The 22,034-nt window shown below is 42.6% G+C and carries 17 protein-coding genes, 1 pseudogene and 1 CRISPR repeat array; of the genes and pseudogenes, 14 read left to right on the plus strand and 4 right to left on the minus strand.

Features of this window, described 5'->3' with window-relative positions:
* Window positions 1–8: 8 nt before the first annotated feature.
* Together BDD30_RS18560 and mdtH are read right to left on the minus strand one after the other, a co-directional pair.
* Window positions 9–572: a lipoprotein gene (locus tag BDD30_RS18560; RefSeq protein ID WP_015834640.1), complete on the minus strand. Its 564-nt coding sequence runs from the start codon at window positions 570–572 to the stop codon at window positions 9–11.
* Between the two features lie 37 nt (window positions 573–609).
* Complete coding sequence (mdtH, locus tag BDD30_RS18565) at window positions 610–1,815, minus strand: multidrug efflux MFS transporter MdtH (RefSeq protein ID WP_015834639.1); 1,206 nt, start codon at window positions 1,813–1,815, stop codon at window positions 610–612.
* Between the two features lie 312 nt (window positions 1,816–2,127).
* Here mdtH and rimJ point away from each other — a divergent pair, with 312 nt between their 5' ends.
* Together rimJ and murJ are read left to right on the plus strand one after the other, a co-directional pair.
* Window positions 2,128–2,712 (plus strand): ribosomal protein S5-alanine N-acetyltransferase, encoded by a 585-nt coding sequence (rimJ, locus tag BDD30_RS18575; protein ID WP_015834638.1) that lies wholly within the window; start codon window positions 2,128–2,130, stop codon window positions 2,710–2,712.
* A 230-nt stretch (window positions 2,713–2,942) separates the two neighbouring features.
* Window positions 2,943–3,690: a CRISPR direct-repeat array (repeat unit 28 nt; unit sequence GTGCACTGCCGTACAGGCAGCTTAGAAA).
* Window positions 3,691–3,939: 249 nt separating this feature from the next.
* Window positions 3,940–5,475 (plus strand): murein biosynthesis integral membrane protein MurJ, encoded by a 1,536-nt coding sequence (murJ, locus tag BDD30_RS18580; protein WP_015834637.1) that lies wholly within the window; start codon window positions 3,940–3,942, stop codon window positions 5,473–5,475.
* 170 nt (window positions 5,476–5,645) lie between these two features.
* On the opposite strand, the gene argS is transcribed toward murJ, so the two are convergent.
* Both argS and BDD30_RS18590 read right to left on the minus strand, forming a co-directional pair.
* Complete coding sequence (gene argS, locus BDD30_RS18585) at window positions 5,646–7,376, minus strand: arginine--tRNA ligase (protein ID WP_015834636.1); 1,731 nt, start codon at window positions 7,374–7,376, stop codon at window positions 5,646–5,648.
* A gap of 410 nt (window positions 7,377–7,786) precedes the next feature.
* A complete protein-coding gene (locus BDD30_RS18590; RefSeq protein WP_015834634.1) occupies window positions 7,787–8,524 on the minus strand; it encodes a cyclase family protein in 738 nt (245 codons plus the stop codon).
* Window positions 8,525–9,239: 715 nt separating this feature from the next.
* Here BDD30_RS18590 and BDD30_RS18595 point away from each other — a divergent pair.
* The 12 genes and pseudogenes from BDD30_RS18595 (at window position 9,240) to BDD30_RS18655 (ending at window position 21,968) form a co-directional block, all read left to right on the plus strand.
* Window positions 9,240–9,794, plus strand: a complete 555-nt coding sequence (locus tag BDD30_RS18595; protein ID WP_015834633.1) for a cytochrome b — start codon at window positions 9,240–9,242, stop codon at window positions 9,792–9,794.
* Between the two features lie 26 nt (window positions 9,795–9,820).
* Window positions 9,821–10,399, plus strand: a complete 579-nt coding sequence (locus tag BDD30_RS18600; RefSeq protein ID WP_015834632.1) for a YceI family protein — start codon at window positions 9,821–9,823, stop codon at window positions 10,397–10,399.
* Window positions 10,400–11,045: 646 nt separating this feature from the next.
* Window positions 11,046–11,318, plus strand: a complete 273-nt coding sequence (locus BDD30_RS18605) for a PAAR domain-containing protein (protein WP_015834631.1) — start codon at window positions 11,046–11,048, stop codon at window positions 11,316–11,318.
* A gap of 11 nt (window positions 11,319–11,329) precedes the next feature.
* The gene (locus BDD30_RS18610) at window positions 11,330–13,078 is read left to right on the plus strand and encodes a type VI secretion system baseplate subunit TssF (protein ID WP_049795204.1); all 1,749 of its coding nucleotides are present in this window, start codon (window positions 11,330–11,332) and stop codon (window positions 13,076–13,078) included.
* Window positions 13,079–13,102: 24 nt separating this feature from the next.
* Window positions 13,103–14,977 carry a lipase family protein gene (locus BDD30_RS18615; RefSeq protein ID WP_015834629.1) on the plus strand — a complete coding sequence of 625 codons (1,875 nt, stop codon included), beginning with the start codon at window positions 13,103–13,105 and terminating at the stop codon, window positions 14,975–14,977.
* A 2-nt stretch (window positions 14,978–14,979) separates the two neighbouring features.
* Window positions 14,980–15,717, plus strand: a complete 738-nt coding sequence (locus tag BDD30_RS18620; RefSeq protein ID WP_015834628.1) for a hypothetical protein — start codon at window positions 14,980–14,982, stop codon at window positions 15,715–15,717.
* Between the two features lie 87 nt (window positions 15,718–15,804).
* Window positions 15,805–16,542 carry a hypothetical protein gene (locus tag BDD30_RS18625; protein WP_015834627.1) on the plus strand — a complete coding sequence of 246 codons (738 nt, stop codon included), beginning with the start codon at window positions 15,805–15,807 and terminating at the stop codon, window positions 16,540–16,542.
* Window positions 16,543–16,629: 87 nt separating this feature from the next.
* Complete coding sequence (locus BDD30_RS18630; protein ID WP_015834626.1) at window positions 16,630–17,382, plus strand: hypothetical protein; 753 nt, start codon at window positions 16,630–16,632, stop codon at window positions 17,380–17,382.
* Window positions 17,383–17,484: 102 nt separating this feature from the next.
* Window positions 17,485–17,718, plus strand: a pseudogene (locus BDD30_RS18635) (hypothetical protein); the annotation flags it as partial.
* A 702-nt stretch (window positions 17,719–18,420) separates the two neighbouring features.
* Window positions 18,421–20,340 carry a lipase family protein gene (locus BDD30_RS18645; protein ID WP_015834624.1) on the plus strand — a complete coding sequence of 640 codons (1,920 nt, stop codon included), beginning with the start codon at window positions 18,421–18,423 and terminating at the stop codon, window positions 20,338–20,340.
* Entirely contained in the window at window positions 20,337–21,101 is a 765-nt protein-coding gene (locus tag BDD30_RS18650) for a hypothetical protein (RefSeq protein WP_015834623.1), read from the plus strand. Before BDD30_RS18645 ends, BDD30_RS18650 begins: the two co-directional genes overlap by 4 nt.
* A 102-nt stretch (window positions 21,102–21,203) precedes the next feature.
* Window positions 21,204–21,968, plus strand: a complete 765-nt coding sequence (locus tag BDD30_RS18655) for a hypothetical protein (RefSeq protein WP_015834622.1) — start codon at window positions 21,204–21,206, stop codon at window positions 21,966–21,968.
* Window positions 21,969–22,034 lie beyond the last annotated feature (66 nt).

Below are 22,034 nucleotides of genomic sequence, written 5' to 3' on the forward strand. Positions count from 1 at the left end.
ATCTAAAATTATTTATCCGTTAGCATGATAACAAATTTACCGGGTTTGATTTCTAACCCTTTTGCCAATTTCTTGGCAGCAGCTTCAGCTTTGCTGTGCTCTGGTTTCAATACATAAACCGGGTGAGTATCAAAGAATGCGCTGAGCGATTTGTTCAGGTAAGGAACCAGTGCGTTAACCGGTGTTTCCATTTTTTCCGGGGTGATTTGATAATCAATGATTTCTAACGCCTTCAGAAAAATAGCGCCTTTTTCTGGATCAAATACAGGTTGAGCTTTTAGTGTCAACTTCATATCGGCTTTAGCCAGGCCAAGCAGGGATGTAATGTTAACGTCTGCTCGGCCAGTCAATGCTATTTTGTCGGGTTCCGTCCGACCAATCTGGCTGGAAAGTTCTGTTAATTTTATATCTGCATTAGCAAGGCCATGTAATTCAATCTGTTTCTGGTAATGGATATGTTTCGCCAGATAGCCATTAATCAACTCTTCGCTGATACTGACATCTTTGAACTGATCGCAACCACTAAGTAACCCCGCTAGCAGTAATACTGCCCCCAAGAAAAATTTTCTCATATCGACTCCTTTATTTTGGAGGGCAGATTTTACCTCATTAACTGCCACTCAGCATGGCAGATTCAATTTTACGTTGGTTAAATTGACGGTGTAGGGCATATAACGTTATCAGGCCAATAGTCCCAAGCAGGAACCAAGGTAGTTGCGGTATATTCAATGTGTTGCCGGTATCATATAACCAACCACCGCCGGTATAACCTAAGGCACCACCTAATGCCAGCCCAAGACGGCTAAATCCCATGTAACTGCCACGCGCGCGCGGATCAGCCAGTGAGGCACTTAAGGTTTCACGGGCAGGTTCCGCGGTGATGGTACCGAGATAGAATAAGCAAATCAGGCCAAATAAAGTATTTATTTCACCAATCAAACCGACTGGGAACATACTCAGGCTCATCAAGAAAAGTCCTGCCATTAGACGCTGTTCTAACCGGAATCGTTTTTCGCTCCAACGGGCGATTGGGTACAGTAAAGTCAGTGATAGGGTTGCTTCAATCGCGTACATCCATTTTACCGCAGCGGGTGTTCCGGCGATTTCATTGACGATAATCGGGAACATCAACATCACTTGGACAGACAGCATAAAGTAGCCGGTCAATGTCAATACATAGGTGAAGAAACGGCGATCTTTAACAACACGTCTCATCCCTTCCCAGATGGGCGTGCGGGTAGTAGAGATGCGGTAAGCAGGGAGGAACCATGCATTCCAGATGGCGGCCAGAACGAAAACACCGGCTCCTGTCCAGCAGACAAGTTGGAAGTCATATTGCAGCAACCAGCTGCCAATCAGTGCGCCGATCACCGCTCCAGCGCTGTCCTGCATCAACAGCAGCGAGAAGAAACGGCCACGCTCGTGTGGTCGGGTTAGTTTGATGACTAGCGCGGTCCGGGGAGGATCAAATAAGGTACCCCCCAGTGCGGATAATATGCAGGCAAGCCACAGTATCCACGGTTCGGTGGCTAAGGCAATTAACGCGAAACCAAGAGCGCGTAATAGCATTCCGGTGACGATCATCGGTTTCGCGCCAAAACGGTCCGCAATTGCACCACCGAAAATGCCTAAACCCTGTTGTACAAACTGGCGTAAACCAAGTGCAAAACCAACGACCAGTGCAGCCCAACCGAGTTGCTCAACAAAATGAATTGATATTAAAGGAAAGACGACAAAAAAGCCCAGAACAACCAGTAAATTATCAAATAACAGGAAGTACTTACCTAGGCTACGTGCTTGCGAAACCAGTGACATTGCTCACCATTGGAATATTGAGAAGAGAGGATAATATAATTCTGCTGTATTCTGTACTTAATTTAATTATTAGGATAGTGATTTATGAATAATATTTTTTTGTCGTAAGGTGATGACTGGAAGGTGTATTTTACAGGTAAATGGCTTAAATTTTTGACGGATAAATTTGTATATACCCAATAGATTTCGAGTTGCAGCGCGACGGCAAGTGAACGAATCCCCGGGAGCATAGATAACTATGCTCCCGGGGTGAGTGAGTGCAGCCAACAAAGAGGCAGCTTGAAAGATAACGGGTATAGTTAGGGAGAAATAATGTTTGGTTATCGTTCCACTTTACCGAAAGTTCGTCTAATAACGGAACGAATGGTAGTACGTTTGGTGTACGAGCGGGATGCTTATCGTTTAGCTGAGTATTATGCCGAAAATCATGAGTTTCTTGAACCTTGGGAACCAACCAGAGATAAAAGTCATTGCCAACCTTCTGGTTGGATGAATCGACTGAATTTAATTACAGAAATGCAGAGACAGAGTGCGGCTTTTCATTTTTTGCTGCTTGAGCCGAATGAGAATGAAGTGATGGGGGTTGCAAACTTCAGTAATATATTGCGAGGTGCTTTTCATGCCTGTTATTTGGGATATTCTCTTGGTGAAAAATGGCAGGGAAAAGGGCTGATGTATGAGGCTTTACAGCCAGCTATCCGTTATATGCAACGTCAGCAGGGAATGCATCGAATTATGGCTAATTATATGCCGAATAATCATCGTAGTGGAAAATTATTGGAACGATTGGGTTTTGAGCGAGAAGGCTATGCCAAAAAATACCTGATGATCAATGGAGTCTGGCAGGATCATGTATTAACGGCATTGACAGATGAAAAGTGGAGTGGAAAGAGTTGATTACTAAGCTGTACTGTCACCAGATAAAGTAAAGCGGATTAGTAATGATGAATTAAATGACTGTTGAAAATCTACCAGATTCCCCGCGCCTTATTTTTGACCCTTTTTTAAGGAGCGATTTTAATTTATTGATTTTCAATGGAATATTATTTCTCTTGTAAAAAAGGGTTTTTTCGTTGTTTTATTAAAATATACTTTAACCGTCAGTAGGTTAGGGGTAATATGCAACAGTGCACTGCCGTACAGGCAGCTTAGAAAAAAGAAAACATATGGCTATTTCTCTGCCGAAAGTGCACTGCCGTACAGGCAGCTTAGAAAGTTGCTGAACAAGCGGGAACCGTGTTCCTCGGGTGCACTGCCGTACAGGCAGCTTAGAAATCCAAGTGTTGAAGCGCAATCAGAACTGAATAGTGCACTGCCGTACAGGCAGCTTAGAAAGAGAGCACTCAGACGCGCCGGTATTTGCTAGAGTGCACTGCCGTACAGGCAGCTTAGAAAAGAAATCACCAGTAGTTTCTATGGATAAATCAGTGCACTGCCGTACAGGCAGCTTAGAAAAGCGTTTGTTTTCAACAACTGGGGCTGGAGCAGTGCACTGCCGTACAGGCAGCTTAGAAACTCGGCAAGCATGCTCACGCCGTCATAGTCGGGTGCACTGCCGTACAGGCAGCTTAGAAATGGCTGTCAGATCCGAACTCGCTATAGACTCCGTGCACTGCCGTACAGGCAGCTTAGAAATGAATAATGCGTCCTTTTCTTTTGAAAAATTAGTGCACTGCCGTACAGGCAGCTTAGAAATTCACTAGTTGACTTAGGCATAACACATCGTTGTGCACTGCCGTACAGGCAGCTTAGAAAAATTTAACAGCATCACCTGGTTTTACACATAAGTGCACTGCCGTACAGGCAGCTTAGAAATGGATTGCTTAGTTGATGATAAAGGGCAGCTTGTGCACTGCCGTACAGGCAGCTTAGAAAATTTGACCCCTTGGTACCAAATGAAACGACAAGTGCACTGCCGTACAGGCAGTTTTCGCGTCATTGTGACTCAATCGTGATATAACGACTTGCATAAACAGGGCCTTAGGGCCCTTTTATCGTTTTAAATGGTGAGGTAATTTATTGATGTGTTTTATGATATGTAGTGTTTTGTCGCAGAGATTTTGCGCTAATTTTCATTTATATTATTGATTTAAAATCAATTAGTATGATTTTGAGATAAATACGATGAATTTATTGAAGTCGCTGGCTGCTGTCAGCTCTATGACTATGTTTTCCCGGGTGCTGGGATTTATCCGCGATGCCATTATTGCCCGTATATTTGGCGCCGGCGCGGCATCGGATGCCTTTTTTGTTGCATTTAAATTACCTAATTTATTGCGCCGTATATTTGCGGAAGGGGCATTTTCTCAGGCATTTGTGCCTATTTTGGCAGAATATAAAAATCAACAGGGTGATGAAGCCACCCGGACGTTTATTGCCTATATTTCCGGTATGCTGACGTTAGTCTTGGCGATTGTTACCGTGCTGGGTATTTTAGCGGCGCCGTGGGTGATTTATATTACGGCACCGGGTTTTACTGATAACCCGGATAAATTTATTCTGACGACGAATCTGTTAAGAATTACTTTTCCCTATATTTTTCTAATATCACTGACTTCGTTGGTAGGGGCGATATTAAATACTTGGAATCGATTTTCTGTGCCTGCTTTCGCCCCGACGTTGCTTAATGTCAGCATGATTGTATTTGCGTTGTTTGTCGCGCCTTATTGTAATCCACCGGTGATGGCGTTGGGCTGGGCGGTGGTGGTTGGCGGTGTTTTGCAACTCGCCTATCAGCTTCCCCACCTGAAAAAAATAGGCATGCTGGTATTGCCGCGCGTTTCTTTCCGTAACAGTGGAGTATGGCGGGTGATGCGACAGATGGGACCCGCGATTCTTGGGGTTTCGGTCAGCCAGATTTCATTAATTATCAATACGATTTTCGCCTCATTTCTGGTATCCGGCTCTGTATCTTGGATGTATTACGCTGACCGTTTGATGGAATTACCTTCCGGTGTGTTAGGCGTTGCGCTCGGAACTATCCTGTTACCTTCACTGGCGAAAAGTTTTTCCAGCGGCAATCATGAGGAATACACCAGACTGATGGATTGGGGGCTTCGACTCTGTTTCTTGCTGGCGTTGCCCTGTGCGGTTGCACTAGGCATTCTGGCAGAACCTTTAACAGTTTCTCTGTTCCAATATGGTAATTTCACTGCATTTGATGCCGAAATGACCCAGAAGGCATTGATTGCTTACTGCTTTGGGTTGATGGGGATAATTATTGTCAAAGTGTTGGCACCGGGCTTCTATTCCCGTCAGGATATTAAAACGCCGGTAAAAATTGCGATCGCGACTTTGATTTTGACTCAGTTAATGAACCTAGCTTTTATTGGTCCATTAAAACATGCAGGATTGGCCCTTTCTATCGGTCTGGCGGCTTGTTTTAATGCCAGTATGCTTTATTGGCAATTACGTAAACGAAATATCTTTAAGCCATTAGCCGGTTGGGGAATTTTCTTATTTAAGCTGGCTGTGTCTATTTCGGTAATGATTGCGGTGTTAGCGGTAATTTTATGGTTAATGCCAGCATGGGATCAGGGAAATATGGCAATCCGTTTGTTGAGATTAATGGCGGTGGTTATCGTCGGTGCGGGGAGTTATTTTGCTGCATTAGCTTTAATGGGATTCCGGTTGAAAGATTTCGCTCAACGCGGTTTGTAATAAAGTTCAGGTATATACTTGATAGATTCCGAGTTGCAGCGCTGCAACTCGAAATCTATTGGGTATATGCTCCTGGGGATTCGCTCCCTTGCCGTCGCGATGCATCTTGAAATCTATTGGGTATATATCCCGTATCACGCCAATTTTTCAGAAAAGCAACAATTATCCTGTTACATCCGCTCTACTGTCTCAATACCTAAAGTATTTAGACCTTGCTTTAATGTCTTAGCGGTCAATAGCGCCAGTTTCAGGCGGCTTTGACGCAATGCTTCACTTTCCGCATTGAGGATCTGACAGTGTTCATAGAAGCCAGAGAACAGCCCAGCTAAATCGTACAGGTAAGCACACATAACATGTGGTGTACCTTCACGGGCGACAGTGGTGATGGTCTCTTCAAATTGTAACAAACGGGTGGCTAACGCTTGTTCGCGCTCTTCATTCAAGATAACTGGCAGTGTCAGGCTGTTTTCATCAATTCCGGCACGCTTGAAAATGGAAGTCACACGGGTGTAAGCATATTGCATATAAGGTGCAGTATTGCCTTCAAAGGCGAGCATATTATCCCAATCGAAGATGTAATCTGTGGTGCGGCTTTTGGAGAGGTCAGCATATTTCACCGCGCCGATACCGACAGCTTCAACGACCTTTTTCAGTTCATCTTTTGGCATATCCGGGTTCTTTTCACGGATAAGGGTATTGGCCCGTTCAATGGCTTCATCCAACAGATCAGTCAATCTGACAGTACCACCGGCGCGAGTTTTAAATGGTTTGCCATCTTTACCTAACATCATGCCGAACATATGGTGTTCCAGTGACACGGATTCTGGTACATAACCCGCTTTACGCACGATAGTCCAGGCTTGCATCAAATGTTGATGTTGACGGGAATCGATGTAGTAAAGAATGCGGTCTGCGTGCAGGGTCTCATAACGGTATTTTGCACAGGCGATATCTGTTGTGGTGTAAAGGTAACCTCCATCTTTCTTCTGGATAATAACGCCCATCGGTTCACCTTCCTTGTTTTTATACTCATCAAGGTAAACTACGGTTGCGCCGTCGCTTTCTACTGCCAGCCCTTTTTGTTTTAGATCAGCGACAAGACCGGGCAGGAGATCGTTGTACAGACTTTCCCCCATGACAGAATCTCTAGTCAATGTGACATTCAGGCGGTCATAGGTTTGTTGATTCTGGACCATCGTGATGTCTATTAGCTTGCGCCACATGGTACGGCAATATTCATCCCCACCTTGCAATTTCACCACATAGCTGCGGGCGCGGACGGCAAATTCTTCGTCTTCATCGTAATTCTTTTTCGCTTCACGATAGAAAGCTTCCAGATCGGATAACGCCATATCGCTGGCATTTTCATTTTGCACTTTTTCCAGATAGGCAATCAGCATACCGAACTGCGTTCCCCAGTCACCCACATGGTTAGCGCGGATAACCTTATGACCGAGAAACTCAAGAGTACGGACGGCGGCATCACCAATAATCGTGGAGCGCAGATGACCAACGTGCATCTGCTTAGCCACGTTTGGCGCTGAATAATCGACGACAATCGTTTGTGGTTTGACTGGAGTGATGCCCAGTTTCTCATCTTTCAATGCAGTTTCGACATTTGCTGCAATCCACGCTTTATCAAGAAAAATGTTGATAAAGCCGGGGCCAGCGATTTCAACTTTACTGGCGATACCTTGCAGATCCAGCAGGCTAACAACTTTTTCTGCCAGTTGTCGGGGGGGCATACCCACTTTTTTCGCAGCGGCCATGACACCATTGGCCTGATAATCGCCGAATTGTGATTTAGCAGATTGGCGGATGTGAGCTTCGCTGTCGGTTGGAGCACCTGCTGCAATCAGCGCATGGCTGACTTTTTCTGAAAGAATCGCCTGAATATTCACCTGGTTACCTTAAATTACGAACGAGAATAGGTATATTGTAGCAAACAATACCTTCTACAAAATGATTCATAAGAAAAAACGGCAGGTTTTATACCATATTCAACATATAATGTTCCACTTTACTGTTGCTTTGTGCCAAGTTGTGGAGACAAAAAACGTGTTTTCTCGAAAATTATGATCGTGACTATACTCTATGGATTTCAAGATGCATCGCGACGGCCAGGGAGCGAATCCCCAGGAGCATAGATAACTCTGTGACTGGGGTGAGTGCAGCCAACAAAGAGGCAACTTGAAAGATGACGGGTATATAATGCCGTAATGAATATACGGCATGGGGCAGCATTAATTTCAAGGCTGCGGGGCTTTTAATATGAGCTACAGTTTGCCTTGCCCGACAGAATGGGGACTAATCATGGCAGTATGGCAAACGAACGAACAGGAAAACCAGGGACTTTTTTAGGTTTGGCCACGATATTGAAAATGACCGCACCTCGTACAGGTACTTGGTCCAAATTAGCCAACAGTTCTATCTGATAAGTATCTTGTTTTAATACATAACCTTCGCCCAACAACGCATTATTTTTTCTAAAATCTTTGGCGGCGTCGGTATCAAATGTTTCATGTCCAACGGCTTTAATATGGCGTTCTTCAAATAGAAATTTGAGGGCATCTATTCCCCAACCAGGTATTTGGTTATTGCCAGAATCATCTTTATTATCCATTTTTTCCTGAGATGGCCAGCGCTTACTCCAGTCAGTTCTGAGTGCAACGAAACTACCTGCCTCAATAATTCCATATTCTTCTTCAAATTTAAGAATATCTTCTTTAGAAAGGGAAAAATTAGGGTCCAGTTTCGCTCTTTCTGATTGATCAAGTACGATTAAAGGTAAAACTAATTCTTTTAATTCCAGCTCATCAACACAACGGGCATTAGGAACAAAATGGCAGGGAGCATCAATGTGAGTGCCGTATTGACCGGGAAAAGAAAATTGTTGAACAAAAAAGCCATCTTTATAGTCAAAAAGAGTTTTAAACTCGGCTGAATCAAACATAAAAAAACGTGGAGAATCTTTATCGAAGCTATGCGTCAAGTCGACCCATTTTTTTGACTTCAGTAAAGCAAGCGCTTGTAAGATGTTATTTGACATAAAAACCTCATTTTTGACAATTTATTGGTGTTATTTTTACCACTATTACATGATTAATGCTGTAAGATTTGTTGCTGTAAATAGTGATATTCCTCATGTTTTATTTATTGTCCCAATAATGAACATACGATATATACCCTTCATCCTTCAAGTTGCTGCTTTCGTTGGCTGCTTTCACTCACCCCAGTCACAGAGTTATCTATGCTCCTGGGGATTCGTTCACTTGCCGCCGCGCTGCAACTCGAAATCTATTGGGTATAAAGGCATAAGGGATTTAAAGGCGGCATAACTTTGTCGTTTCTACCTGCTGAGGCTGGCGTCAAACTTGTCAGGTATAAGGACATCAGGCTAAGTAAATTGTTATTTCTCCTCTATGGTTACTTGTTTTTTTAGGTAATTGAATTTCTTATAAACAAAAAATTATAAAATGAACAATAGAGAATAAGATAATTGATTCTTACATTAGTTAAAATTAAAAATTCAATATAATAAAAAAATATATATTATGTGTTTTTAGTGCATTGTTCTTAATGTGATTTATTCCTATTTTATTGTTATTTGGTGTTTTTTTGTCGTTAAATGAGTTTTATTGATTTAAATTGAAAATCTTTTGCAAATTATTTGTTGAAATTTTTAATAAAAAATAAATTAATATCGTTTATGATTTAATTGATCTAAAAAAGCTCACCAGCATTGACCCTAAAAAGGAGCGATTATGCTTTGGAAGAATACTGCTAACCAATTCGGTCATTTATCTGTCCTTTTACACTGGCTAATTGCATTGGTCGTGTATGGCATGTTTGCACTAGGACTGTGGATGGTGACATTGGGGTATTACGATACGTGGTATCACAAAGCACCTGAAATTCATAAAAGCATTGGAATAGTGCTGCTGATAGCAATGGTTGTACGTGTTATCTGGCGTTTTGTTTCTCCACCACCAAAACCATTAGCCAGTTATAGCCGCTTGACCAGAGTCAGTGCTATTTTAATGCATATTTTGTTGTACCTCTTGCTATTTAGCATTTTGATTAGTGGTTATTTAATTTCGACCGCTGATGGACAGCCAATTACTGTCTTTGACTGGTTTACTGTGCCGGCCATATTAATCGGTCAAGGCAAACAGGCAGATACCGCTGGAATGATTCATCTTTACCTTGCTTGGGCAGTGGTGATTTTATCGTTATTACATACTGTTGCTGCGTTAAAACACCATTTTATTGATCGTGATGTAACCCTGAAGCGTATGCTGGGTTTCCGTCCTGAATAATATAAAAAACGATTATGGAGATAAATATGTTGAAGAAGACATTACTTGGTCTGACTGCGGGGGCATTGTTATTGAATGCAAGTTCTGCATTGGCCGCCAATTATAAAATTGATATACCAGGCCAGCATGCTTTTATTGGATTCCGCATTCAGCATTTAGGGTATAGCTGGCTATATGGGACATTTAAAGATTTTGGTGGTTCTTTTACATTTGATGAGAAAAATCCGGCGGCGAATAAAGTTGATGTGACGATCAAAATAGCCAGCTTGGATACTAACCACGCTGAGCGTGATAAACACCTGCGTAGTAAAGATTACTTTAATGCAGAGAAATACCCTGAAGCAAAATTCATTTCAACCGAAGTGAAAAAAGAGGGGGAGAAATATGTTGTTACCGGTGATCTAACTTTAAATGGTGTGACAAAGCCAGTGGTACTGAATGCGGAGCTGATGGGTGAAGGTAATGACCCGTGGGGTGGTTACCGCGCAGGTTTTGAAGCTTATGGTAAAATCAAACTGAAAGACTTTAATTTCCAAAAAGATTTGGGTCCCAAATCACAGGAAGCGGATTTATTAATTTCTCTCGAAGGTATTCGAGAGAAGTAATCTTTTAGACTACTGACAAACCCCCATTCAAAATGAACTGCACCCTAGAAGTTAGACTCTGACTGATTAAGGTGCAGTTTTATAAAACAGAAACATTCCCTTAAATTAAAACAGGCAGCGGCCAAGAGATTTATACCCTTCATCCTTCAAGTTGCTGCTTTGTTGGCTGCGTTCACTTGCCGCCGCGCTGCAACTTGAAATCTATTGGGTATATATCAACAAATATCTGCGCGCCAATGCCAGATTGCTTTATATAGCGTGGATTGCTTTATCTGGGAAAGGGATTATTTTTATAATCTCTCTCTTCGTGAGTTTAGTGATAACACAATCCTTATTGAACTTGTCATACTTTCTTACCAATTTACTTTTCGTAAATTAGAAAAATGAAAATTTTTCTTGCCATTTGGTAATGATTTAATAATTATAACTTGAGTTCTGCCGTATGGACCGTATGACGGAACTTTCAAATCCCGTTCCCTTATATTCAGAGGGACTAATTGATGGGTATATATTTTTATCTGCCTGTCATTCAACGCACCATAACTCATGGCATAAGCGGTGCTTTTTGCCTGTGGTAATAGGATTTTTACTATCTTATTTCTTTGGTGACGCAATCAGTCATTTTCATTTCTGACGGGATATCTATATGTTGAAAAATATCATACGACAAGGTGACAAAACGTCTCACGGCGGTTCTGTATTAAGCGGTGATGAGTGTTTTCAGGTTTTGGGCAAGGGGGTGGCGCGGGTTAACGATCCGGTGTCCTGTCCAAAGTGTGGTGGGCATCAAACTATTGTTGAAGGAACTTCGACAACAGTCGGGACTAATCAACAAGGGGTCGCTCTGGAAGGTATGAAAACTTCCTGCGGGGCTGTTTTAATCGCCTCACAGACACTTTGTCAGATAAAAATCATGTAGGAGAGCGTGTGATGAATAGAAGAAAATCGCTTTTCCTGCAAGAACTGAGTTATATGCGGCAACTGGCGCAGGAAGCCGCAAAAGAGAACCCACATTTGGCGGATTTTTTATCTGAAGGGGCCGGTGATCCGGGAGTTGAGCGATTAATGCAGGGCTTTGCACTGATCGCTTCCCGTATTCGCTACAAGATTGAGGATAATTTTCCTGAATATTCGTTAGGGATGATGACGCGTATTTGGCCGCAAGCGCTGCGTCCGTTACCACCAACGAGTCTCGTTCAGTTTTCACCGACTGGGGAAAATCACTTAGGCTCGACGACTTTGCCGGCAGGTACACCGATTTTTGCCGGCGAAGGTGAACAGAAAATGTGTTTTGAAACCTGTTGTCCCCTGCATATCGAACCGCTGACGGTGATTAACCGGCAATTGAATACAACCGCAGAGTACAGTGAAATAACGTTAACGCTATATTATTCAGGCAATACCCCGGAATGGCGAAGCCGCCCGCTGCATTTCTTTTTGGGACGTGATCGTGAGCAGGCGGCACAATTAGCCTTATGGCTTGACTTTTATCTCTGTGATATCCAGTTACGGACGCAGGGTAAAACCATCAAGCTGCATAACAGTTACCCGGTATCGGCGCTGTGGGGAACAGAGCGGCAGGTTTCCATTCTTCCCGCCAAGGAGAACTCGCCATATTCTATTCTGCAACTGGTAACAGAATATTATTATCTGCCTCATGTCCATGATTTTGTGACCATTGATATGCAGCAGAATCATCCGTCAGTGAAATTGAACGCTGATCGGACATTTGAGCTGATTTTGCGGTTTGAAGGCAATCTGGAGCTGACTGATATTACCCAAACCTTTCTGTTGGATTGTGTACCGGTAAGGCACTTAGAGCCGATGACCAGTGCGGAAATCCCGGTAAGCAAGGGGAGCAGCGATTATGAAATCCCATTAGATAAGACGCAACAACTGTTCAGCCTGAATCACGTTTACGCATCGACTGAGCCGAAGCTGAAACGTGGGCAGCCGTACCGCTATCTGCCGATTGAAAAATTTACCCCAACGGCGCATTTCCAGCCGGATGCTGAGTTTCTTTTTTATTATCAACTGAATACGGACTGCGATATTTTACAGCATATCCGCCATCAGCTTCATTTCTTTGACTGTCATGGTCAGCCGGCGAATAACCTGTTGCCGCAATCGATTTTTTGTCAGTTTACCGGTTATCACTCGCAGGCCGTTGATCTCGGTATTGGTGATATTAATCAGCCGGGAGAAAACGCTACGGGGCTGACAGCCAGCAATATCACTCCGGTTTCTGCCTGTTACCCACCGATGGTAGATGACGAATCGCTCTGGTCGCTGATTTCCTGCTTTGCCGGCTCGGCTTGGATAATGTTTAAAACTAACTCGTTACAAGAACTTTTGAAGATATTTGATTTTTCCTCGGATCATATATTAAGCCGGCGTATCCAGACACATATAAACGGCATCGTCCGGTTGGAGAACATCCCGATAGATCGCCTGGATAAGGGCGTTCCAGTGCGGGGTCACCAGCTTATCCTGACCCTAAACCCGGATTGTTACGCTAATCAGGGGGAGATGTATCAGTTCAGTCTGGTGGTAACCCGCTTGTTGACATTCTTCATCAGCATGGGCGCTTTTTTGATGATGAAGGTGATTGATAGTCAGACGGGGGAAGTCTTGTGGGACTTTCAACAGATGATGTTTGGGTTGCGCGCCTATATGTAGTGTGAAAAGAAGGAAATCATATCGATGAGTACATTAGATCCGCGAGAATGTTTTGATTGTAGGATACTGAAACACTGGGTGGAATTTCAGTTAGTAGATGAACAAGGGAAACCTTTAGTCAATATGCCTTATAGCATGGTAAGTAGGGGACTCCCGGATCATGTGCGCCGGGGAAAGACAGATGGTTTCGGGGTGCTGAGGGAAGAGGACCTGTCAGCTTATCCAGTGAAATTGTATATTGATGCCCAATCGTTGGCCGATGAGATGGAACAGCGCCCGTTGCGAGAAATCCGCAGTGAAGAGGCGTCGGTGGTGAAGCCAAAAGCGGAAGCCGAAGGCCACCAATATCGCTATGTGACTATTGGACAGATCAGTGATGGGTTGCCGTCGCTTAAAGGATGGGACCCCAAAGATATTCCACCACCCTATCATTTCCCTAACCCGGAACCCAAAGGTTATCAGGTCCATCCATTAAGTCGTCGGTATGTACTGGAAGTGTGTCCATTCCGGGCCTGGGTTTTACAGTTGCATCATCAGAAGGAATATTCAATTGTCAATGCATACAACCAGAGTTTGATGAGCGTATTGGCTTATGCTAGCGGTGATATTAATGTTGAAGGCTCTGTGCCCCACTTTTTTAACCGGCAAATGGTGGATGTTTCGAAGCTGCCCGATAAGATGGAGACATTGTCGGCGACACCGGTTGTCTATGATGTACCGTTTAGTGAGCGTTATACTCGGGTGGAGTTTGTTAATTCAAAAGCAGAAAATAAACAGGGTAATACTCATTTGTTTTATGTAGCTAACAAGCATGATTTGATTATCAGTTGGCGAGGTACAACTAATATGGCGGATGCGGTTACGGATGCGACATATCAGCCTCTGGGATTAGATTGTGATGAAAAAGCGCTATGTAGTGGGTTTATTCACAGTGGTAAGGTGCATAAAGGGTTCTGGAATGCGTTTAGTTTGGTTGGGGAGTTAAGAGTTCCCAGCAATAAAAATATAACAGTATCCAGTGATATTTTGGATTTGGTTAAAAACAAAAGATTATTTGTTTGCGGCCATAGCTTAGGTGGTGCGCTGGCATTACTGCATAGCGCCCAACTGAAAGAATATAACCCTTGTCTCTATAGCTACGGGATGCCGCGAACATTAACACGCAGTGCAGTACAAGAGCTGGCAACTATCACCCATTACCGTCACGTGAATGAAGATGATCCTGTCCCCGCGGTACCACCAGAAAAAAATCTGGATAACTGGCTTTATAATTGTTGGGGACCGCTAGGTTATTTATTCAGCCCGGTTGAATTGTTGGATTTTACCAACAATGGTGAAGTGTTTTTGCATCACGGAAAAATAGTGCATTTTTGTAAAATCAATCTGGTTATTGAATGGTTGGAAGAACGTAACCCCAGCAACTATATTCGACTCAGAACTACCTTACCGACCAAAACAAAATTGTATTTGATTCCGTCATTAAACAGTGAAACAGAAAATAATTTGAAAGGCGCCGGTGACATTCAGAAAAGATTTTTTCAACGGATGAGTGATGAGGATAAGGTTAAATGGTTTCCGCAGAATGAAAACCCGGCGTTGAAAGACGCACTGGGTTTTCCTGATCATAGTTCATTAAAATATGCTCGTTACATTGGTGCACGATTGGCAGAATTGGTTGCACCAGAAAAATATCATTTTTTCCGGGATCAGGAACAATTATTTGAAAAAGCACTGCATGAAAGGACCGATATTGTTGCTGATATTCGGCAACGGGATGCATTATTTTTACAGATGGATCACCAGTTAAAACAAGCATTGATTTGCACCCAACAAGATAAACAGGGCTTGTTGGCTTTAACTCGCTATACAGATAACGCTGTAGGGATCGAGGAAGACTGATCATGATAAATATAAAAAAATACTTACCGGTATTGTTAGTCATATTAATATCAGGCTGCGCTGACCCTGATGAACCACTTTCTCCGCCGAAAGATAATCAATGGATCACAGTAGAAGGAGTAGCACCGAAATACACAAAACCGTATGTGTCGGCAGAATATATCTCAAAAGATTGTCTTGAATATCAGCGGCATGCTGATATGTCACTTTATAAGGTACCAACTTATAACGGGCTGCGTTTGGATGTGAGAGCTGATCCGCAAACCGGTTACTTTCAAGCAAAATTACCTTTTAATGGCGGGGGACGGTGTAAATGGAAAATTGACCGAGCGTTTGTAACTGTAGGGTATACTGATGTACATCATCTGGTGAAAGATGCTGTTCAGGAAGCCGGGGCTGAGGGAACAGGTTTAACTGCATTTATTAACGATGCAGTTCAGACGAATCTTAGCGAAATCGCGGCATTAAATACCATAGATTTCAGTCCGGTTATTTACCCTATTTTGAAAGTAGTTGAAGGGCGTCCGAATAGAATATTCTTGCAGGGTAAGATGAACATGTATCCCTTTCGATTCAAATTAACGCCGGGTTCTGAATGGAAAATTATCTATAAGCCAAAATTAGATGAGACCAAAATGCCGAAGATTGTCGTGACTGATGGGAAAGGTGAATGGGTTGAATATCCTAATGGACATATTGAAACCGATACCCAAATGGTAGATACCCGTTACATAAAGTAATGTTATTAAAGTTTGCAGCAAGATAAACAGGGTGTTGGCTTTAACGCGCTATACAAATAACGCTGTAGGGAGCGAGGAAGACTGATCATGATAAATATAAAAAAATACTTATCGGTATTGTTAGTCATATTAATTTCGGGCTGCGCTGATCCAAATGAATCACTTTCTCCGCCGAAAGATAATCAATGGATCACAGTAGAAGGAGTAGCACCGAAATACACAAAACCGCATGTATCGGCAGAGTATATTTCAAAGGATTGTCTTGAATATCAGTTACATGCGGATATGTCGCCTTATAAAGTGCCGACCTATAATAGGCTTCGTTTGGATGTGAAAGCTGATCCGCAAACCGGTTACTTTCAAGCAAAATTACCTTTTAATGGCGGGGGACGGTGTAAATGGAAAATCAATCGGGCTTTTGTATTAGTGAGTTATACCGATGTCAGTCATTTGATGAAAGATGCTATACCGTATGTGGGAACAGGTTTAACCGCCTTTATCGACGATGCGAAACGAGCAAATTATTCTGAAGCTTCTGAAACTCATGTATTGAATACTATAGATTTCAGTCCGGCTATTTACCCTGTTTTAAAAGTGGTTGCAGGACGTCCAAACAGAATTTTCTTACAGGGTGTGGTCGATTCGTATCCTTTCCGACTGAGATTAACTCCTGGAGCGGAATGGAAAATTATCTATAAGCCAAAATTAGATGAGACCAAAATGCCGAAGATTGTCGTGACTGATGGGAAAGGTGAGTGGGTTGAATATCCTAATGGACATATTGAAACCGATACCCAAATGGTAGATACCCGTTACATAAAGTAATGTTATTAAAGTTTGCAGCAAGATAAACAGGGTGTTGGCTTTAACGCGCTATACAAATAACGCTGTAGGGATCGAGGAAGACTGATCATGATAAATATAAAAAAATACTTACCGGTATTGTTAGTCATATTAACTTCAGGCTGCGCTGACCCTGATGAACCACTTTCTCCGCCGAAAGATAATCAATGGATCACAGTAGAAGGAGTAGCACCGAAATACACAAAACCGTATGTGTCGGCAGAATATATCTCAAAAGATTGTCTTGAATATCAGCGGCATGCTGATATGTCACTTTATAAGGTACCAACTTATAACGGGCTGCGTTTGGATGTGAGAGCTGATCCGCAAACCGGTTACTTTCAAGCAAAATTACCTTTTAATGGCGGGGGACGGTGCAAATGGAAAATTGACCGAGCGTTTGTAACTGTAGGGTATACTGATGTACATCATCTGGTGAAAGATGCTGTTCAGGAAGCCGGGGCTGAGGGAACAGGTTTAACTGCATTTATTAACGATGCAGTTCAGACGAATCTTAGCGAAATCGCGGCATTAAATACCATAGATTTCAGCCCGGTTATTTACCCTATTTTGAAAGTAGTTGAAGGACGTCCGAATAGAATATTTTTGCAGGGTGAAGTATTAAACATGCGTTCCTTTAGATTGAGATTAACGCCAGGAACGGAATGGAAAATTATCTTTAAGCCCAAACTGGATGAAACCAAAATGGCGAAGGTGACTGTGACTAACGGGAAAGGCGAATGGGTTGAATATCCTGGCGGAAAGATTGATAAAGGTACTCAAATAGTCGATTTTCGGTATATGTATATGAATATGAAGTAACGCAATCAGGGGAGTCTGGAAAATAAGGTCATGTTTCTAAAGTCATATCACCGGTTTGCTTAAATGCCAACACGAGAACACTGCGATCAAAAGGAATCCGTTATGAAAATATTGAAGATATTGAAAATAACGTTGCTCTTATTATTTCTCTATTTTATTTACTGGGCGTTAGGCGATACCTTTTTTAACTGGCTTTTTCCCTTTTCATCTGCTGGGAAGGGGCCATCAATTACCGTGGAGGGTGTCGCGCCGAAATACACAAAACCGTATGTATCGGCAGAATATATCTCAAAAGATTGTCTTGAATATCAGCGGCATGCTGATATGTCGCCTTATATAGGTTGAATGTCTGGTGTCATGGCTATTAAGTAAAAAATAAGTCAATGCAAGGTTGCTTTATATATCGTGGATTGCCTTATCTGGGAAAGGGATTATTTTTATAATGTCATCCTTCGTGAGTTTGGTGATAACGCAATCCTTATTGAATTTGTCATACTTTCTTACCAGTTTACTTTCCATGAATTAAAAAAATGAAAAATTTTCTTGCTATTTGGTGATAGTTTAATAATCATAACTTAAGTTCCATCATATGGTCAGATGGTCAGTATGACGGAAATTTCAAACTCCGTTCCCTTTGTCTAAAGGGATTAATCGACAGGGATACATTGCTGTATTCCTATCGTTCAACTCACTATTGTCACGGCTTTTTGTCTGTGGCATAGGATTTTTATTACCTTATTTCTTTGGTGATGAAATCAATCACCTCCATTTCTGGCAGGGTATTGCTGTTGATTTCATCAGCGCAAGTGCTTTTTGAAGATGAAGGTGATTGATAGCCGGACGGGGAAAGTTTTAACCCATGATGTTTGGACCTCGTACCTATACCCAATAAATTTCGAGTTGCAGCGCGGCGGCAAGTGAACGAATCCCCAGGAGCATAGATAACTATGTGACTGGGGTGAGAGAAAGCAGCCAACAAAGCAGCAACTTGAAGGATGAAGGGTATATATGTAATAGCCAGCAAAGGAAACAACACTGATGAGTACATTAGATCCGCGAGAATGTTTTGATTGTAGGATACTGAAACACTGGGTTGAGTTTCAGTTGGTGGATGAACAAGGGAAACCTTTAGTCAATATGCCTTATAGCATGGTAAGTAGGGGACTCCCGGATCATGTGCGCCGGGGAAAGACAGATGGTTTCGGGGTGCTGAGGGAAGAGGACCTGTCAGCTTATCCAGTGAAATTGTATATTCATGCCCAATCGTTGGCCGATGAGATGGAACAGCGCCCGTTGCGAGAAATCCGCGGTGAAGAGGCGTCGGTGGTGAAGCCAAAAGCGGAAGCCGAAGGCCACCAATATCGCTATGTGACTATCGGACAGATCAGTGATGGGTTGCCGTCGCTTAAAGGATGGGACCCCAAAGATATTCCGCCACCCTATCATTTTCCTAATCCGGAACCCAAAGGTTATCAGGTCCATCCGTTAAGTCGTCGGTATGTACTGGAAGTCTGTCCATTCCGGGCCTGGGTTTTGCTGTTACATCACCAAAAAGAGTATTCCCTTGTGAATGCCTATAATCAGTGTTTGATGAGCGTGTTAGCTTACGCCGATGGGGATGTTGATGTTGAAGGTTCGGTTAAACATTTTTTTAACCGGCAAATGGTGGATGTTTCGAAGTTGCCTTATCAGGTGGAAAAAGCATCGGCAACACCGGTGGTTTATAATGTGCCGTTTAGTGAACGTTATACCCGGGTGGAGTTTATTGATTCACGGGCTGGGGATCATAAACAGGGTGATACCAAACTGTTTTATGTTGCCAGTAAGCAAGATGTGATTATCAGTTGGCGAGGCACGGCAACTCTGGAAAATTACCTGACTGATGCCACCTTCCAGCCATTGGCTTTAAGTTGCGATGATGACAAAGCATTATGCAGTGAGTTTATTCATCATGGCAAAGTGCACAAAGGATTTTGGGAAGCGTTTAGTTTGGTTGGAGAGTTAATAGTCCCTGGTGATGACACTAAAGCTCAGACAGTATTCCAAGATATCGTCAGTTTGGTTACAAACAAGCGATTATTTATTTGTGGCCATAGTTTGGGAGGCGCGTTGGCATTATTGCACAGTGCACAATTGAAAGAATATAATCCTTGCCTCTACAGTTATGGGATGCCAAGAGCATTAACCCGCAGTGCGGTAGAGGAGTTGTCTGCCATTATCCACTATCGTCATGTAAATGAAGATGATGTAATTCCTTCTGTGCCCTTTGAGCAAGATATGGATAATGGTTTTTTCAACTACTGGACGTTGGCGGGGTATGACTGGGAAATCGTGAAATTATTGTCACCGTCACCGATTGTTAAAGCCATTAAACAAGCGACAGCCAGTAAAGAAATCTATTTGCATCATGGTAAGGTTGTGCATTTTTTTCAAGCCAACAGTTGCCCAGAATGGCTGATTTCCGCCAGGAATGTCCCCTTTATAACGGGTGTGACTGAAGAAATATTGAATAACACCACCAAGCTCTATTTAATTCCTGAATTAAACCCGGAAACAGAAAAGGATTTTTCTCTGGCGGGTGAGCAGCAAAATGCGTTGTTTAATCAGCTCAGTCAACCAGAAAAAGATAAACTGTTTGTTGAAAACAGAGGTGCCGATTTAAAAGGGGGATTTGGCTTTTCTAATCATAGCTCGTATAAATATGCGGGTTATATTGATAAGCGCCTCAGAGAGTTATGCGAACCGGATAAGATTACGGTCTATCAGGACAGTCAGCGTCAATTTAAGGCGAAAATGGATAATGATAAGAGGCTTATTCCGGACAACATTTACTATCGTAATCTCTATTTTCTGGATATGGATAAACAGTTAATAACATCACTGACCGTCAGCCAACAGGAAGAACAAGGCACACTGGCCTTACAACATTACTGCGATAAGAAGGAACTGTCAGTATGAAAATATTGAAGATATTGAAAATAACGTTGCTCTTATTATTTCTCTATTTTATTTACTGGGCGTTAGGCGATACCTTTTTTAACTGGCTTTTTCCCTTTTCATCTGCTGGAAAGGGGCCATTAATTACCGTGGAGGGTGTTGCGCCGAAATATACCAAACCCTATGTATATGCGCAGTATATCTCAAAAGACTGCCTTGAATATCAGTTGGATGCAGGTATGTCACCTTTTAAAGTGCCAACTTATAACGGATTGCGCCTGGATGTAAAAGCAGATCCACAAACCGGTTATTTTCAGGCGAAATTACCTTTTAGTGGCGGGGGCTGGTGTAAATGGAAAATCAATCAAGCCTCTGTGGCAGTGGGGTATGCCGATGTCCGCCATTTGGTGAAAGATGCGGAGCCCTATGGAGGAACAGGTTTCACCGCATTTATCAATGATGCTGCTCAGACGAATATTAGTGAAACCCCGGCATTAAATACTATTGATTTTAGCCCCACCATTTACCCTGTTTTAGAGATGGTTGAAAAATTGCCGAAAAGAGTATCCTTACAGGGTGAAGTCTCAAAGACGCATTCCTTTCGGCTGAAATTAACGCCAGGAGCCGAGTGGAAAATTATCTTTAAGCCCAAACTGGATGAAACCAAAATGGCGAAGGTGACTGTGACTAACGGAAGTGAATGGGTTGAATATCCTGACGGAAAGATTGATAAAGGTACTCGAATAGTCGATTTTCGGTATATGTATATGAATATGAAGTAACGCAATCAGAGGAGTCTGGAAAATAAAGTCATGTTTCTAAAGTTATATCACCAGTTTGCTTAAATGCCAACACGAGAACATTGTGATCAAAAGGAATCCGTTATGAAAATATTGAAGATATTGAAAATAACGTTGCTCTTATTATTTCTCTATTTTATTTACTGGGCGTTAGGCGATACCTTTTTTAACTGGCTTTTTCCCTTTTCATCTGCAGGGAAGGGGCCATCAATTACCGTGGAGGGTGTCGCGCCGAAATACACCAAACCCTATGTATATGCGCAGTATATCTCAAAAGACTGCCTTGAATATCAGTTGGATGCAGGTATGTCACCTTTTAAAGTGCCAACTTATAACGGATTGCGCCTGGATGTAAAAGCAGATCCACAAACCGGTTATTTTCAGGCGAAATTACCTTTTAGTGGCGGGGGCTGGTGTAAATGGAAAATCAATCAAGCCTCTGTGGCAGTGGGGTATGCCGATGTCCGCCATTTGGTGAAAGATGCGGAGCCCTATGGGGGAACAGGTTTCACTGCATTTATCAATGATGCTGCTCAGACGAATATTAGTGAAACCCCGGCATTAAATACTATTGATTTTAGCCCCACCATTTACCCTGTTTTAGAGATGGTTGAAGGATTTCCGAAAAGCGTATCCTTACAGGGTGAAGTCTCAAATACGCATTCCTTTCGGCTGAAATTAACGCCAGGAGCCGAGTGGAAAATTATCTTTAAGCCCAAACTGGATGAAACCAAAATGGCGAAGGTGACTGTGACTAACGGAAGTGAATGGGTTGAATATCCTGGCGGAAAAATTCGTAACGGTACTCGAATAGTCGATTTTCGGAATATGTATATGAATATGAAGTAACGCTATCAGAGGAGTCTGGAAAATAAAGCCATGTTTCTAAAGTCATATCACCAGTTTGCTTAAATG

It is taken from the genome of Photorhabdus asymbiotica (genome assembly GCF_003634575.1).
GTDB lineage: Bacteria > Pseudomonadota > Gammaproteobacteria > Enterobacterales > Enterobacteriaceae > Photorhabdus > Photorhabdus asymbiotica.

Excerpts from the sequence above, each read along its gene's own strand:
- BDD30_RS18560 (WP_015834640.1), bottom strand. The coding sequence starts at position 572 with ATGAGAAAATTTTTCTTGGGGGCAGTATTACTGCTAGCGGGGTTACTT.
- mdtH (WP_015834639.1), bottom strand. The coding sequence starts at position 1,815 with ATGTCACTGGTTTCGCAAGCACGTAGCCTAGGTAAGTACTTCCTGTTA.
- rimJ (WP_015834638.1), top strand. The coding sequence starts at position 2,128 with ATGTTTGGTTATCGTTCCACTTTACCGAAAGTTCGTCTAATAACGGAA.
- murJ (WP_015834637.1), top strand. The coding sequence starts at position 3,940 with ATGAATTTATTGAAGTCGCTGGCTGCTGTCAGCTCTATGACTATGTTT.
- BDD30_RS18590 (WP_015834634.1), bottom strand. The coding sequence starts at position 8,524 with ATGTCAAATAACATCTTACAAGCGCTTGCTTTACTGAAGTCAAAAAAA.
- BDD30_RS18595 (WP_015834633.1), top strand. The coding sequence starts at position 9,240 with ATGCTTTGGAAGAATACTGCTAACCAATTCGGTCATTTATCTGTCCTT.
- BDD30_RS18600 (WP_015834632.1), top strand. The coding sequence starts at position 9,821 with ATGTTGAAGAAGACATTACTTGGTCTGACTGCGGGGGCATTGTTATTG.
- BDD30_RS18605 (WP_015834631.1), top strand. The coding sequence starts at position 11,046 with ATGTTGAAAAATATCATACGACAAGGTGACAAAACGTCTCACGGCGGT.
- BDD30_RS18610 (WP_049795204.1), top strand. The coding sequence starts at position 11,330 with ATGAATAGAAGAAAATCGCTTTTCCTGCAAGAACTGAGTTATATGCGG.
- BDD30_RS18615 (WP_015834629.1), top strand. The coding sequence starts at position 13,103 with ATGAGTACATTAGATCCGCGAGAATGTTTTGATTGTAGGATACTGAAA.
- BDD30_RS18620 (WP_015834628.1), top strand. The coding sequence starts at position 14,980 with ATGATAAATATAAAAAAATACTTACCGGTATTGTTAGTCATATTAATA.
- BDD30_RS18625 (WP_015834627.1), top strand. The coding sequence starts at position 15,805 with ATGATAAATATAAAAAAATACTTATCGGTATTGTTAGTCATATTAATT.
- BDD30_RS18630 (WP_015834626.1), top strand. The coding sequence starts at position 16,630 with ATGATAAATATAAAAAAATACTTACCGGTATTGTTAGTCATATTAACT.
- BDD30_RS18645 (WP_015834624.1), top strand. The coding sequence starts at position 18,421 with ATGAGTACATTAGATCCGCGAGAATGTTTTGATTGTAGGATACTGAAA.
- BDD30_RS18650 (WP_015834623.1), top strand. The coding sequence starts at position 20,337 with ATGAAAATATTGAAGATATTGAAAATAACGTTGCTCTTATTATTTCTC.
- BDD30_RS18655 (WP_015834622.1), top strand. The coding sequence starts at position 21,204 with ATGAAAATATTGAAGATATTGAAAATAACGTTGCTCTTATTATTTCTC.